Here is a 14,637-nt window from a genome sequence, read left to right as displayed (position 1 = left end):
GAACGGCCGGGACCGGCCCGGCCGTGCCGACTGGACGCCGTGCGTACGTGATCCCGGAGACGTACACCGCCCCCGGCCCGGTCGGCAGGCTCCCCCGCGTGTCGGCACGGGCCGGAAGCCGTCTCCCGCCGTCGCCCCGTCCCTCCCGGGGCACCCCTGCGGCCCCCGGCCGTGAGAGAGCCCCGAGCGTCCCGGGGCGTGGCCGTGCGGAGTCCCGGCAGGCTTCCCCGTCCCGTCGCCTCACGGAGCCGCAGGGGGCCGCACGGGGCCACCAGGGGGCCGCACGGGGGACGGCGGACAGTCGCCCCCTGGTCGCTCGGCAGCCTGCCCCCGAGACGGCCCGGCACAAGCCCGCGAGTCGTCCACCAGTCGCACGCCCCCACGCACTTCGCGGCGCGATGCGCCCGGGAGGGCCGGGGCGGTTCCGCATGGTGCGTGAGGCGACTTACGCGCCATGCGAAAGTGCCTCACGCAAGGCACTTATGCACGCCACTACCACCCCGCTTCGGAAGTCGAGCAGATCATCCGCGACGCGTAGCCCTCAGCGGCCCCACAAACCCCGTAGACGCGCGAACGCCCCCGGACCTTAGTGGATTACCGGGGACGTTCCGCTATCCCGCTAGTGGGGCTCTCAGCCGTTCCCAAGCGGCGGACTCTCATCCGGGGCGACGGAGGGCGCGACGCACGGGCGGCCCGGGACCGTAGGCGTCCCCGTGGTGGCCGTGCCGGACGGGGACGGGCTTGCAGTCGCGGACGGCGACGGGGCGGCGCTCACGCCATCTCAGCGCCGTCCGGACGTCCAGCGCCGGACGGGTCGCCGCGTACATTGCCCGTCACGGCGAGAGCCACCGCGACCGCGACACGCGGCGGGGTCCCGCGCCATGGACACTGAGCGGCAGGCTCACGCGCGCCTACCCAACCCCGGGGCTCCCCCGGACACGGTGGGGACGGAGCGGCGGTCGCTGGCACAGCGCGGGCAGTACCCCTTGCGGTTCAAACGACGGTGCGCCCTGTTGCACCCGGCGCACTTCGGGCGACGGTCCGCACGCGCCGGGGCGGCCGTCCCGCGCGGGGATCTCGGCGGATTGTGACCCCACACGAACCCTTGGGCGAGCATGTTGCGGGCAAGCGCGTCAGCAGCTTTGCGGGCCGCATCCCATGACGCGTAGGCACGCCTTGTCTCGCGCCGCGTTCCGTCCGACCTGAGAACGGCTGTGGCTACATGCACTCTGCTCCCGACGCGAACCGTGTTGATCCATACGCGGGTAAATCCGCTCTCGGTAAAGCCTGAAAGCAGCCGGGTTCGTTGGTCGGGCATGGGTCGGGTCCCTCCTGGTCAGAGGTTGACTCAGGGGCCAGGGCCAGGGCCGTTTCTGCCCGGTCCCGCCTGGTTTGAATGGGGGACGATCATGATGCACACACGAAACCCGCAGATCAACCCTCGTCTTTGTGCAGCGCTGCACAAGTCCGGTCCTGGTAGACGGAACCCCGGACACGCGAAAGCCCCCGGGGCCATTGCTGGCACGCCCGGGGGCAGGTTCGCGGGGAGGTCAGGCAGCGTCCATCGCTTCGGCCATCTCCTCAGCCGTGAGCGAGTCACGGGCAGCGTCCATCTCGTCAACGGCGTCCGGACCGTCGTCCGGCCCGGTGATGACCCATGACCATTCCGGCCCGCTGATTGAGACGGTGCAACGGGTGTCATCGAACCGGCGCGCGTTCTTCACCTTCGCGGGAGCGACTGCGACCGTGACGCCGTACTCGTGGTACAGGGCACAGCGGCCCGCTTCGTCCCGACGCGCGAACACGTCCGCGAACGTCTCCCCCGTGGGCTCCCACTCAGCACTACCGGCCCGCGCCTGCTGAGCTTGCAGCCTCGCAAGCTTCGCTTCGAGTGCGGGCACCTGGGTTTGCAGCCGCTTCCCGAACGCTGAATCAGCGCCGAACCCGGCAGCCTGCTCCGCGAGGTTGGCAAGCGCCGTCTCTGTCGCATGAATTTCCGCCGACACGTCCGCGACCTCAACTCCCCGCCGCATCATCGGCACGTCCCCCAGCACGGCCATGACCTGCTCGCGGACGAACGGCGAGAGGTACTTAGCGGTGACCGTGACTCCACACCCCCGCTTGCACTTGTACATGCTCGCGTCCGGACGGCTCTTGCAAGCGTTGAAGTACAGCGGGCCGCCGCAGACACCACACCGTGCGACGTGCAACAGCTCATGGTCCGTCTGCCGCGTGTTGTGGCGACGGGTGCGCCCCTCGATCGCGGCCCGCACGGCGTGGTGCTCGGCATCAGTGATCAGCGGCGGCCCCACCTTCACCACGTTGCCTTCCGCGTCCAGCATCGGGCGCATCGCCTTACGTCCAGGCGACGTCCGGCGGCCACGCGCGTCTGTCTTCTCCTCCTGAGAACGGGGGTCGTGCATCAGAGTCCCGGTGAGGGTCGGGGAGACGAGCAGGTCACGAAGCGCCGTGTCCGACCACTTCACGCCCCGCGCTTCGCGCCCCTTCACGACGCGGGCGTAGTCAGAGGGAGACAGCACACCGTCCGCGTTTAACTCGGCAACCAGGGTGCCAACGCGCGTCCCCTCTATGACCCGCTTGACCCACCCCCGAACGCGTTCAGCCGTTTCCGGGTCTTCCGCGAGGTACTTGCCGCCGTCGCGCTTGACGATCACGTACCCGTACGGGGCCGCGCCCCCGTGCCACCGCCCGAGGCTGCGGAGGGACGCGTGGGAGGAGATCACGCGCGCTCTGATCTGCTCGCGCTCCCACTCGGCGAACACGGCCAGCATCGGGGCCACCAGGTCAAGCGTGGTGGGGTTCACCATGCCGTCTTCAGTCCACAACCCGACGCGGTGAGCCTTGACCAGATCCTTGAGCAGGAGGAACTCACGGGCGTTGCGCGCGAAGCGGTCTAGCTTCCACGCGATGACGTGATCAACCTTCCGGCCGCTGATCATCGCCAGTAGCTTCGCGCCGTCTTCGCGGTCGGCCAGCGGCTTAGCCCCGGACACGTCCACATCGGACAGGACGGCCACCACGTCCCACCCCTTGAAGGTGGCGAACGCGCGGCACAGCGCCTCCTGCCTTTCGACGGACGTTGACTCTTCCGTCTCGCGCGACAAGCGGACGTAGATCACCACACGTTCGCCCGTCGTCCGGGCGGCCCGTATGGCGTCGTCTGCCGCGATCCTCACGGCGTCCGGGTTAGGGGACGGCTCAGCCGGTACCGCGCGGGTTTCGGGCTTCGCGGGCAGCGCGGGGGGCTGCGAGACGGCGGCCCCCTTCTCTGCCCCCGCCGAGACAGCGCAGTGACCGCACGTGGTCATCACGACGTCCCCGGGGATCGCGGCACCCGCCATGCCGCCGCACAGCGTGCGCGCGTTCAAGTCTTGTGGCTCAGCGTTGGTCAGATGGATACGGCGTCCTGCGCCGAGCTTCACCATGCGATAGGCGGTAACGGACATGGCTGTCTCCCCAGCTAGGCGGGCCGCTGGGATGGTTCTGTGCCGCAGCGCGCCCGGGTGTTCGTGGCTGGGGTTCCTTAGGCGAGACCTGCGCCTCCGCTGATGAGGAACGCGGCGCGGGTCTCGATGAGGGCGGAGAGCAGGGCGGCGCCTTCGGGCGGGACGGTGCCGGTCGCCACGAGCTCGCCGAGGGTGAAGGCGCGCCGGCGAGGGAGGCGGAGGGAGACGCAGGTGCCGTTCGCGGCGACCGGCGGGAGGACGGCGTGCAGCCGGATGCCGCCGGGGAGCCGCGCGTCGGCGTACGGGGCCGCGTCGTCGAGGCGGCGGCCCGCGGCGGCGGTGAGGCGCTGGGCCAGGCGGCGCACGGCGGCCTCGTCCGGGAACCGGACGCCGGTGCGGACGAGCCCGTCGCCGGCGTCGATCCACACCTCGCCGGGGCCGTTCACCAGGACGTCCGTGACCTCGGGTGCTCGGAGCAGCGGTTCGAGGGGGCCCGCGCCGACGAACTCGGCGCGCAGTTCGTCGGTGAGCGCGAGGACCTCGCGGTCGCCGAGCAGCCTGTCCTCGGCGCGGAGCGCCGCCGCGACGCGTCCCGCGGTGGCCTCGCCGCCGGCGTCGGCGAGGCGGTCGCGGACGGCGGACGAGAGCCTGGTCATGCCGCCTCCTCGCGGTGGGCGTAGGGCTGCAGGGCCAGGTCGGCGAGGAGGCGGGCGCAGAAGTCGGAGAGGGGGCCGCGGCGGCAGGCGCGGGCGAGGTCGCCCTCCTCGATCGCGGCGGGGAGGCGGCGGTCGCGCTCGTAGACCCCGGCGACGGGGAGGCCGAGCGCCTGCGTGACGGCGCCCGGCGTCAGGCCGCCGGGGGACGGGCCCTGCACGATCAGGCGGAGGTCGGCGGTGTCGCGGCGCAGGGCGGCGGCGAGGCCGTCGGCGGCGACGGTGGCGCGGACCTCGGCCGGGACGAGCAGGAAGGTGACGTCGGCGGCGCGCAGCGCGGCGCGGCCGATGTCGCCGGGGAAGCGGGGCACGTCGGCGATCACCAGGTCGAAGCCGCGGGAGGCGGCGTCGAGCAGGGACAGCACCGCCGCGTCGGCGACCGGGACGGACGCGCCGCGCCGCCACGACAGCACGGACAGGTCGCCGGTGGACGGGAGGGTGTCGCGGAGGGTGGCGGCGTTCAGCCGGCCGTGCCGTTCGGCGAGGTCGGGCCAGCGGGCGCCTTCGTGGCCTTCCAGGCCGAGCATGAGGTCGGCGCCGCCGCCGAGGGGGTCGGCGTCCACGAGGAGGGTGCGCAGTCCGCTGCCGGCGGCGGCGAGGCCGAGGGCGGCGGAAAGGACGCTGGCGCCCACGCCGCCGCGGGAGCCGACGACGCACAGGGTGGTGGCGCGGCCGGCGTCGGGTTCGCTCGCGGCGGCGAACGCGTCGATCAGCCATTGCTCGTGGTCGGGCAGCACGGCCACGTCCTGCGCGCCGATGCGGACGGCCGCCTGGTAGGTCTCGGGCGTGGCGGCGCCGGCGACCAGGACGACGCCGCCGCGGCGGGGCAGGCCGGCGGACGCGACGTCCCCGGCGGCGTCGGCGCCGACCAGGACGAGCGCGGGCCAGGCCCAGGCGGCGCGGGCGTCGGCGGTGGCGGCGACCTCGGCGTGCGCGTCGGCGGCCGCGGCGAGGCGGAGCAGGGCGTCGGCGGTGGCGGGGTCGGCGGTGACGATCAGTGCCGCGATGTTCATCGGTCCTCCTGTGCGTTCAGAGGACTCCAGCGTGCGGCGCCGTGCCGGGCGGGCGGAAGCGTTCCGTGAATTGTGGATAACTCTCCGCGGCCCTCGGGCGGGGCCGGGAGAACGAGGCGGCGGGCGGACGGTGGCGTGGAGGATCTGGACACGCCACCGTCCGCCCGCCGCATGTTTGGGCGACCCCCGCCGGGGGGGAGAGCGGGGGTCGCCTAACGGTCCGGCTCCGGGGGGGTAGAGCCGGTCCGTTTTCCCAGGAAAGTCTCGTGAGATCGGCGGAGCCGTTAGCAAGGCCGGTCTATAGGGGAGGCAAACTCGTTGTCTCCCAGTCTAAGCAGATACAACATATGCTGCCCGACCGCCGCCAGTTCCGTCGAGTCGCAAAGTCGCCCGTAGGGCGGGTGTTTATCCCCATCTGTCGATGCCGCCCCCCTCTTGGTCCCCGTGCCGGGTGGCGGAACGGGGACCACTGGGGTCGTCCCCACCCATACGGAGTGCAACGGGACGGAAGTCGGAGCGTACCGGAGAACCAAAGATTTTTCCGGCCGAGCACCCGATCGGCGACCAAAAAGAAACGGTCACACTGCGTGATCGCTTTGGCGGGCGGACCCTTGGTTGCGGATAGCCCGAAATTGCGCGTTTCGCCCCTTATCGGCGGAAGAAGGCGGACCGGCCGCCGCGGCGGGCGGGGGTCACGGGCCGCTCGGACTTCCGAAAAGGGGCTTGTCAACTGGGCAGATGAGGCGTAGACAGGATCTACGGACCACGCGTCCGGGCACGGCAGCCGGGCACCCACGCGCGACCAGCCGCGGGAGGCGCGCCGAGACGGGCTTGACCCGATCCGGCGATAGTGAGGTGCACGCTTGGTAACCCGGTGTGACGTGATCGGCGACGGCGCTCCCTGGCGAGCGCCGTTCGCTGTGTCCGACACCGCACTCCGCCGAAGCCGCCGGAGCCGCCGGAGCCGTCGAACGCGCCGCCCGAGCCGCCGCGTAGGACGTCAGTCGCCCCGCACGTCCAGGCCGAGGGCCGTCGCGAGCACCACCGCCTGGTACGGGTCGATCACCGCCCCCTTCAGCTCGACGGTGTGCGGATCGATCGACGAGATGTCGCTCCCGCGCAGGTCGCAGCGCGAGAGATCGGCCTGGTGCAGCCAGGCGCCCGACAGGTCCAGCCCGCGAAGCGTGGCGCCGGCGCACCGCGCGCCGGTGAGGTCCGCCTCGCGCAGCCGGACGTCGGTGAACGACGCGCGCCGCAGGTCGGCGCCGGGCAGCCCGGTGAACGACCAGTCCCCGCCGGTCACCTTCATCAGGTCGTGCGTGCAGCCGTCGAACATCCCGCCGACGACCTTGCAGCCGGCGAAGGTCGCGTCGAAGAAGCCGCAGCGGACGAACGTGCAGTTCAGGAACGCCGCGTCGGTGTGCGTGGACGCGTTGAACCGGACGCCGCGGAAGGTGCACTCGGTGAACACCGCGCCGGTGCCCGCCGCCTCCGTCATGTCGACGTCCACGAACAGGACGCGCTCGTGCCGCTCACCGGTCAGGTCGCGCGAGTCCCAGTCGGCGGACGCGATGGTGGTCTCGGTGGGCGCCGCCGCGCGCCCGTCCTTCCGTTCGGCCATGGGGACAGCATGGACCTCCCCACCGACGGAACAGCGGGCCACCCACGAAACGGCGGCCCCGGGGGGAACAGCCGCCACAGCGGAACAGCGGCGAGAGCCGGTGCGATCAGCCGCGCATGAAGGCTTCGCAGATGGCCTGCGAGTCGCGGGCGGCCGCGGCGACCGCCGCCGAGCAGTGCACGAGCCACCGCGCGACACCCTCCGACGTCCCCGACGCATAGGCGCGGAGGGCTTCGGCATAGTCGTCGGCGAGTTCGGCATGGCCGACCTCTGGCGCGACCAAGGATTTCGGGTCGAGGCCGCGGGCGACGAGCGTGATGCGCTGCGCGGCGCGGGCGATGATGCCGTCGCCCCAGCCGAAGGGCCGCAGCGTCAGCAGCTCGCCGTGCACAATGGCGGCGACCACGAGCGCGGGCGCCTTGGTGGGCTGGGTGAGGAGCCCGCTGAGCGCGTCCAGGCGCGCCGCCACCTCCGCCGGGGACGGCGGGTCGCCCAGCCCGAGGACGTCCTTCACCGGCTGGTCGCCGGCGCGGGGACGTCCGAGGTCGGCGCTGTCGACGGCGTCCGCCGCGGCCAGCACGTGCAGCCGCGCGAGGACCTGGCGGGGCGCCTGCCGCCACGTCTCGGTGAGCGTGCCGAGTTCCGCCGACACCCGCAGCGCCCCCTGGACGACCGGGTCCGTGGGGTTCTCCGTGGTGCGCAGGTCCTCAAGGGTGACCGAGGCGCCTTCCAGCACGGCGGACGCGCGCGCGCCGCGCAGCGCCGACTCCGTGGACACCTCGGCGCTGCGGCGCCGCAGGATGCGGTGGCCGAGCAGCCGGTCCACGGCGGAGCGCGCGTCGGCGACGGCCTCCGCGACGCCGGGCAGGTTCGCTATCTGAACAAGGGCATCGGTCACGGCCCGACCCTATGCGGTCGCCGGTGCCGCTCGCGCAACCCCCTGCGCGCGCGTAGAACCGAGGCGGTTCCCGCGCCGCGGCACTGGGAAGGCAAGGTGTGTCGGGCATCACAGCACCATCCGGAGCCGTGAGCGCCGGTCGCGCTCTTCCTCGACACTCGGGAATGCGGCCTTGTGGGGGCGGGACCTTCCTGGTGAAGTGGGGATACCGGGCGACCCCCGTTCAGCTAGCAAGGAGTGAGTACGCGTTGAGCCAGAGCCAAGAGACACTGTCGAACCTTCTGCAGGAGACGCGGAGCTTCCCCCCGCCCGCCGAGCTCGCCGCAGCGGCGAACGTCAAGGCCGAGGCGTACGACGAGGCCGCCGCCGACCGCCTGGGCTACTGGGCGGAGCAGGCCGACCGGCTGACCTGGTCCAAGCGCTGGGACGAGATCCTGGACTGGAGCAACCCGCCGTTCGCCAAGTGGTTCGTGGGCGGTGAGCTGAACGCCGCCTACAACTGCGTCGACCGCCACGTCGAGGCCGGCCTGGGCGCGAAGATCGCCTACCACTGGGAGGGCGAGCCCGGGGACACCCGCACCCTCACCTACGCCGACCTGCAGCGCGAGGTGAACAAGACCGCGAACGCGCTGCTGGAGCTGGGCGTCCGCAAGGGCGACCGGGTGGCGATCTACCTGCCGATGATCCCGGAGCTGCCGATCTCGATGCTCGCGTGCGCGCGGATCGGCGCCACCCACTCGGTGGTGTTCGGCGGCTTCTCCTCCGAGGCGCTGCGCACCCGCATCGACGACGCGCAGGCCAAGCTCGTCATCACCGCCGACGGCGGGTACCGGCGCGGCAAGCCGTCCGCGCTGAAGCCGACCGTGGACGAGGCGGTCGCGCAGACCCCGACGATCGAGCACGTCCTGGTGGTCCGCCGCACCGGCGAGGAGGTCGCCGAGAACGAGCGCGACGTCTGGTGGCAGGACCTGGTGGAGCGGCAGAGCGACCAGCACACCGCCGAGCCCATGGACGCGGAGCACCCGCTGTTCATCCTGTACACGTCCGGCACGACGGGGAAGCCGAAGGGCATCCTGCACACCACGGGCGGATACCTGACGCACGTGTCCTACACCCACAACGCGGTGTTCGACCTGAAGCCGGAGACGGACGTCTACTGGTGCTCGGCCGACATCGGCTGGGTGACGGGCCACTCCTACATCGTGTACGGGCCGCTCGCCAACGGCGCGACCAGTGTGATGTACGAGGGGACGCCGGACACGCCCAACAAGGGCCGCTGGTGGGACGTCATCCAGAAGTACAAGGTGTCGATCTTCTACACGGCGCCGACGGCGATCCGCACGTTCATGAAGTGGGGCGACGACATCCCGGCGCAGTACGACCTGTCGTCGCTGCGCGTGCTGGGGTCGGTGGGCGAGCCCATCAACCCGGAGGCGTACGTCTGGTACCGGGAGAACATCGGCGCGGGCCGGACGCCGGTGGTCGACACGTGGTGGCAGACCGAGACCGGCGGCATCATGATCAGCCCGCTGCCGGGCGTGACGGCGGGCAAGCCGGGCGCGGCGATGCGCCCGCTGCCGGGCGTCTCCGCCGAGGTGGTGGACGACCGGGGCGAGCCGGTGCCGAACGGCGGCGGCGGGTTCCTGGTGCTCACCGAGCCGTGGCCGGGCATGCTGCGGACGATCTGGGGCGACGACGAGCGGTACGTCAAGACGTACTGGTCGCGCTTCGAGGGCAAGTACTTCGCCGGTGACGGCGCGAAGAAGGACGAGGACGGCGACATCTGGCTGCTCGGCCGCGTCGACGACGTGATGCTGGTGTCCGGGCACAACATCTCCACCACGGAGGTGGAGTCGGCGCTGGTGTCGCATCCGAAGGTGGCGGAGGCCGCGGTCGTCGGCGCGACGGACCCGGTGACCGGGCAGGCGATCGTGTCGTTCGTGATCCCGCGCGGCAGCGCCGGCGAGGAGGTCGAGGGCGAGGAGTTCCTCAAGGAGCTGCGCGACCACGTCGCCAAGACGCTCGGCCCGATCGCCAAGCCGCGGCAGATCATGATGGTGCCGGAGCTGCCGAAGACCCGGTCCGGCAAGATCATGCGGCGGCTGCTGCGGGACGTGGCGGAGAACCGCAGCATCGGCGACGTCTCGACGCTCGCCGACAGCACGGTGATGGACCTGATCTCCGAGAAGCTGCCGAGCGCCAAGACCGAGGACTGACCGGCGCCCGGAGCGGAGCGGAGCCCCCAGCGGGGCGGGAGGCGACGGCCGGTCGTCCTTGCTTCGGCGGAACCGGTGGAACGGCCCGGGGACGGCCCGTGGCGGAGCGTGGAACGGCGCTCCGGCACGGGCCGTCGCCCTTCCGCAGGGCCGGGTGCGCTGGTCGGACGGGTAGCCTGGTGATCAGGTGTGCCGGGAAGTCTGGTCGGCGATGGACGCCCCCTCTCGCGTCGGTGTGCGGGCGGGGCTCCGCGTCCGGACCGTCGCCATCCCTGGGGGTATCCACGTGCCGCGCCCGACCACCACGCCCGAGAAGCGCCGTATCGCCCATGTGTGGCCGTTCCGTCCGACGGTCCGGTACGGCGGGCAGGTGGCCGCCGCGCTGCGCACCGAGACGGTCGGCGGCATCGTCATGCTGCTCGCCACCGTGGCCGCGCTGGTCTGGGCGAACACCCCGTGGGCCGATGCCTACAAGAGCCTGCAGAGCCACGAGCTGAGCCCGCACTGGCTGGGGCTGGAGCACATGGACGTGCAGCACTGGGCGTCCGGCGGGCTGCTCGCGGTGTTCTTCTTCGTCGCGGGCCTCGAACTGCGCGAGGAGCTGGCGCACGGGGAGCTGCGCGACCCGCGCGACGCGGCGCTGCCGGTGATCGCGGCAGTGGCCGGCGTGGCGATGCCCGCGCTGATCTTCGTCGCGGTGAGCGCGGGGGAGCCCGGGGCGCTGCGCGGCTGGGCGGTCCCGACGGCCACCGACATCGCGTTCGCGCTGGCCGTGCTCGCGGTGACGTTCTCGTCGTGCCCGGCGCCGCTGCGCGCGTTCCTGCTGACGCTCGCCGTGGTGGACGACCTGATCGCCATCACCATCATCGCGCTCTTCTACACGGAGACACTGCACTGGACGTGGCTCGGCGCGGGCGTCGTCCTCATAGCCGCCTACGGGCTCCTACAGCGCAGGAACATAAGGTCGCCGTGGCTGTACCTGCCGATCGCGGTGCTCGCCTGGTACTGCGTACAGCGCAGCGGCATCCACGCGACCGTCGCGGGTGTCGCCCTGGGGATGCTGACCGGCGTCAAGGAGACGCCCGATGGCCGGCCCACGAACGCGGAGCGGGCCGACCACGTCCTGCGGCCGCTGTCGGCGGGCTTCTGCGTGCCGGTGTTCGCGTTCCTGTCGGCGGGCGTGGCGCTCAGCGGGTCCGCGCTCGCGGCCGTTCTGGGCGATCGGGTGGCCCTCGGTGTGATCTCCGGCCTGGTGATCGGTAAGTTCGTGGGGGTCCTCGGCGGCGCCTGGACGGCCGTACGGGTCGGCCTGGCGACGCTCGGGGCGGACCTGCGCTGGCGGGAGATCGCGGGAGTCGCGATGCTCGCCGGGGTGGGATTCACCGTTTCCCTGCTGATCGGCGGTTTGGCCTATACCGACCCGTCCCGATTCGAGAGAGTGACGACTGCGGTCCTGATCGCGAGCATCATCGCCTCGGCGGCCGCCGCCGTCGTCTTCCGGAGGAGGGCGCGCCCGCGCCCGGCGGAGTGACGGCCGACCTTGAAGGAGAGGAGCGCCATGTCCGAGGCACTGCCCGGCGAGAGCGTTGAGGACAAGTCCCTCGGCGAGCTCGTCGCGCTGGCGTCCACCAATGTCTCCGCGCTGGTCAGGGCGGAGATCGACCTGGCCAAGCTGGAGCTGAAGGCGGACGCCAAGAAGGCCGCCTACGGCAGCGTGATGTTCACCATCGCCGCGCTGATCGGCGGGCTGATCGTCATCCTGCTGTCGATCGCGCTGGCGTACGGGCTGGTCGCCGCCGGGCTCTACCACTGGGCCGCGTTCCTGGTCGTGTCCGGCATCTACCTGGTGCTCGCGATCGGCCTGATCGGCTTCGGCTACCTGCGCATCCGCAAGATCGACGGGGCGAAGCGGACGCGGAAGACGCTCAAGGACGACTTCGCGGCGCTGCGGCACCGCGGCGACTCGGACACGCCCGCCCTGACGGACTGACCCCTGCCATGTCCGGGCACGACGTGTCCCTGGTCGAGGTCGACGGGCCGTGGACGCACCGCGCCGTCAGCGCCGGCGGGACGCGGTTCCACGTCGCCGAGGCCGGCGAGGGGCCGCTGGTCCTGCTGCTGCACGGCTTCCCGCAGTTCTGGTGGTCGTGGCACCACCAGCTGGTGTCGCTGGCCAACGCCGGGTACCGGGCGGTCGCGGTGGACCTGCGCGGGTACGGCGGCAGCGACAAGCCGCCGCGCGGCTACGACCTGATCACGCTGGCGGGGGACGCCGCGGGGCTCGTGCGCGCGCTCGGCGAGGCGAACGCGGTCGTGTGCGGGCACGACTGGGGCGGGCTGCTGGCGTGGACGACGGCCGTCTACCACCCGAAGATCGTCCAGCGGCTGGCCGTGGTGGGGGCGCCGCATCCGCTGCGGCTGCGGCAGTCCGTGCTGGGCGACCCGCGCGGGCAGGGCTGGGCGACGCGCCACACGTTCGGCTTCCAGCTGCCGATGTGGCCCGAGCGGCGGCTCGTCCGCGACGACGGGGAACTGGCGGGGCGGCTGCTGCGCGACTGGTCCGCGCCGGGATGGCCGGACGAGCGGACGGAGCGTTTCGTGCGGAAGGCGGTGCAGATCCCGGGGACGGCGCACTGCGCGCTGGAGTACCACCGCTGGCTGATCAGGTCGCAGGCCCGTCCGGACGGCATCCGCTACGCGCACCGTATGCGCGCTCCCATCAACGCGCCCACCCTCCAGTTGCACGGCGCCCTCGACACGTGCACGCTCCCGTCCAGCGCCCAGGGGTCGGGACGGTACGTGGCGGCGCCGTACCGGTGGAAGCTCATCGAAGGGGCGGGGCACTTCCCCCACCAGGAGCGTCCGCGCGCGTTCGACGCGCAGCTCCTCGGGTGGCTCTCCGACCCTGAGCCCGAAAGCTGACGCAGGGCCCGAAAGCCGACGCGGGACGCGGCTCTCCGGCGGTGCTCCCGCGATCGAGTCGCCGCGTACGGTTGAGATATGCGGGATCGTGACGAGTCCGGACGCCCACGCAACGCACGGCCGCGCGACGCGTACGGCCGTCCGCTGCCGCACGGGGCCTCCGGGGTGCCGACCATGCCGGACGACCTCGACATGCCGCCCGAGGAGGCCCTCGTGGAGGCGCAGCGTCTCCTGGACGAGGACCGGCCCTTCCATGCGCACGAGGTCCTCGAAGCCGCCTGGAAGGGCGCGCCGGAGCCGGAACGGGAGCTGTGGAGAGGGCTCGCCCAGGTCGCCGTGGGGATCACCCACCTGCGGCGCGGGAACCTGCGGGGCGCGCAGGCGCTGCTGAGCCGCGCCGCCGACCGCATCGAGCCGTACAGCAACGGGTCGCACGGCACCGAGTCGTACGGTGAGGCCCCTCCGCACCACATCGACGTGGCCGGCATCGTCCGGCGGGCGCGCGCGCTGGCGGACCACCCCGAGGACGCCCCCGTGAAGCTCCGCCTGACAGCCCACTAGCCGCGGGCCGGTCGGCCGTGTATCAGTCCGAGCAGCTCTGCGTGCCGACGGGCTTGGTGAGGGACGCGCCGTCCCTGGCGTCCGGCGCGACCTCCTCGGCCGTCAGCGCGTACCCGGTCGACGGCGTGTCCAGCGCCGCCGCGAAGATCACGCCGTAGACGCGGCCCTCGGTGGACAGCAGCGGCCCGCCGGAGTTGCCCGGCTCGACCTTCCCGCGGATCGCGTAGATCTCGCGGCTGACCTGCCCGGCGTGGTAGATGTCCGGGCCGCGCGCGGTCTGCCGGGCGCGGATCCGGGCGGCGCCCGGCGTGAACGGCTGGTTCTTCGGGAACCCGGCGATGATCGCGCTGTCGCGGACCCGCGCCTCCCCCGCGAACTTGAGCGGCTGCGCGTCCAGCTCCGGCACGTACAGCACCGCGATGTCGCGCTTCGGGTCGTACAGCACGACGCGGCCGCGGGTCCGGTTCCCGGTGCGGGACTCCACGATCGACGGCCCCTGGGCGCCCGCGACGACGTGCGCGTTCGTCATGATGTGCTGCGGCGCGAACACGAACCCGGTGCCCTCGATGCGGCGCTGGCACTGCGGCGCGGTGCTGACGACCTTGACGATGCTGTTCTTGGCCTCGCGGAGGCCCGCGGTGTTGAGCACCGACTCGTCCGGCGGCGGCACCTGCACCACCGACTCGCCGCCGAGCCCGTTGAACACCTGCGGGAACTCGCTGCTCTTCACGAACCCCTGGAACGAGGTGAACCAGGTCTGCGCCTGCGCGGGCATCACCCCGTTGATGCCCTTTATGATCGTCGAGCCCTTGACCTGGGTGCGCACCGGCTTGAACTCCGAGTTCGCCACCAGGTTGCCGAAGAACCAGGCGACGACCAGCAGCGACAGCGCGCTGACGAAGGTGCCGCCGACCGCGTCGGCGGTGCGCGCGTTCAGCCCGGTCACCCGGTTGCGCAGCACCGCGCCGACGGAGGAGGCGATCAGCTGCCCGAGCGTGGCGGCCAGGAAGGCGACCACGATGGCCAGCAGCGCCTGCTGCGCGGCCCCGTTCACCGTGGCCTCGGCGATCGGCGGTGCGATCAGCACCCCGATCACGCCGCCGCCGACGAAGCCGACGAAGCTCAGCAGGCTGACGATGAAGCCCTGCCGGTACCCCGAGACTCCGAACAGCACGACGAGCACGAGCAGGATGAGATCGAGAACGTGGTCGTGCAGCACCGCTTCA

The 14,637-nt window shown here is 72.2% G+C and carries 10 protein-coding genes and 1 pseudogene; 5 read left to right on the top strand and 6 right to left on the bottom strand.

Annotated features, from left to right (window positions below):
• Positions 1-1,550: 1,550 nt before the first annotated feature.
• The 5 genes and pseudogenes from amrb99_RS12390 to amrb99_RS12370 all read right to left on the bottom strand — a co-directional run bounded on the left by amrb99_RS12390 (position 1,551) and on the right by amrb99_RS12370 (position 7,712).
• Positions 1,551-3,446: a recombinase family protein gene (locus amrb99_RS12390; RefSeq protein ID WP_190856061.1), complete on the bottom strand. Its 1,896-nt coding sequence runs from the start codon at positions 3,444-3,446 to the stop codon at positions 1,551-1,553.
• 107 nt (positions 3,447-3,553) lie between these two features.
• Positions 3,554-4,123 (bottom strand): annotated as a pseudogene (locus amrb99_RS12385) (ATPase, T2SS/T4P/T4SS family); the annotation flags it as partial.
• Complete coding sequence (gene ssd / locus amrb99_RS12380; RefSeq protein ID WP_190856060.1) at positions 4,120-5,193, bottom strand: septum site-determining protein Ssd; 1,074 nt, start codon at positions 5,191-5,193, stop codon at positions 4,120-4,122. The gene ssd and the pseudogene amrb99_RS12385, both read right to left, overlap by 4 nt.
• 1,000 nt (positions 5,194-6,193) lie before the next feature.
• Complete coding sequence (locus amrb99_RS12375; RefSeq protein WP_190856059.1) at positions 6,194-6,814, bottom strand: pentapeptide repeat-containing protein; 621 nt, start codon at positions 6,812-6,814, stop codon at positions 6,194-6,196.
• Between the two features lie 106 nt (positions 6,815-6,920).
• Positions 6,921-7,712 (bottom strand): oxidoreductase, encoded by a 792-nt coding sequence (locus amrb99_RS12370; RefSeq protein WP_190856058.1) that lies wholly within the window; start codon positions 7,710-7,712, stop codon positions 6,921-6,923.
• Between the two features lie 248 nt (positions 7,713-7,960).
• On the opposite strand from amrb99_RS12370, the gene acs reads away from it, so the two are divergent.
• The 5 genes from acs (at position 7,961) to amrb99_RS12345 (ending at position 13,411) form a co-directional block, all read left to right on the top strand.
• Positions 7,961-9,928: an acetate--CoA ligase gene (gene acs / locus amrb99_RS12365; protein WP_241755494.1), complete on the top strand. Its 1,968-nt coding sequence runs from the start codon at positions 7,961-7,963 to the stop codon at positions 9,926-9,928.
• 211 nt (positions 9,929-10,139) lie between these two features.
• Positions 10,140-11,459: a Na+/H+ antiporter NhaA gene (nhaA, locus tag amrb99_RS12360; protein ID WP_190856056.1), complete on the top strand. Its 1,320-nt coding sequence runs from the start codon at positions 10,140-10,142 to the stop codon at positions 11,457-11,459.
• A gap of 27 nt (positions 11,460-11,486) precedes the next feature.
• The gene (locus amrb99_RS12355; RefSeq protein ID WP_190856055.1) at positions 11,487-11,918 is read left to right on the top strand and encodes a phage holin family protein; all 432 of its coding nucleotides are present in this window, start codon (positions 11,487-11,489) and stop codon (positions 11,916-11,918) included.
• An 8-nt stretch (positions 11,919-11,926) separates the two neighbouring features.
• Positions 11,927-12,850 carry an alpha/beta hydrolase gene (locus tag amrb99_RS12350; RefSeq protein WP_190856054.1) on the top strand — a complete coding sequence of 308 codons (924 nt, stop codon included), beginning with the start codon at positions 11,927-11,929 and terminating at the stop codon, positions 12,848-12,850.
• A 78-nt stretch (positions 12,851-12,928) separates the two neighbouring features.
• On the top strand, positions 12,929-13,411 hold the full coding sequence (locus tag amrb99_RS12345; RefSeq protein ID WP_190856053.1) for a DUF309 domain-containing protein: 483 nt from the start codon (positions 12,929-12,931) through the stop codon (positions 13,409-13,411).
• A 22-nt stretch (positions 13,412-13,433) separates the two neighbouring features.
• Here amrb99_RS12345 and amrb99_RS12340 read toward each other — a convergent pair whose 3' ends face one another.
• Complete coding sequence (locus amrb99_RS12340) at positions 13,434-14,630, bottom strand: MarP family serine protease (RefSeq protein WP_190856052.1); 1,197 nt, start codon at positions 14,628-14,630, stop codon at positions 13,434-13,436.
• Between the last annotated feature and the right edge of the window lie 7 nt (positions 14,631-14,637).

Source organism: Actinomadura sp. RB99 (assembly GCF_014706005.1).
Classification (GTDB): Bacteria; Actinomycetota; Actinomycetes; order Streptosporangiales; family Streptosporangiaceae; genus Spirillospora.
The sequence above is the reverse complement of the archived record's forward strand: the minus strand, read 5'-3'. Positions and strand labels throughout refer to the sequence as shown.

Bases quoted from the DNA above. Each gene is read 5' to 3' on its own strand.
- amrb99_RS12345 (WP_190856053.1), top strand. From the start codon at position 12,929: ATGCGGGATCGTGACGAGTCCGGACGCCCACGCAACGCACGGCCGCGC.
- amrb99_RS12355 (WP_190856055.1), top strand. From the start codon at position 11,487: ATGTCCGAGGCACTGCCCGGCGAGAGCGTTGAGGACAAGTCCCTCGGC.
- ssd (WP_190856060.1), bottom strand. From the start codon at position 5,193: ATGAACATCGCGGCACTGATCGTCACCGCCGACCCCGCCACCGCCGAC.
- amrb99_RS12375 (WP_190856059.1), bottom strand. From the start codon at position 6,814: ATGGCCGAACGGAAGGACGGGCGCGCGGCGGCGCCCACCGAGACCACC.
- amrb99_RS12390 (WP_190856061.1), bottom strand. From the start codon at position 3,446: ATGGTGAAGCTCGGCGCAGGACGCCGTATCCATCTGACCAACGCTGAG.
- amrb99_RS12350 (WP_190856054.1), top strand. From the start codon at position 11,927: ATGTCCGGGCACGACGTGTCCCTGGTCGAGGTCGACGGGCCGTGGACG.
- nhaA (WP_190856056.1), top strand. From the start codon at position 10,140: ATGGACGCCCCCTCTCGCGTCGGTGTGCGGGCGGGGCTCCGCGTCCGG.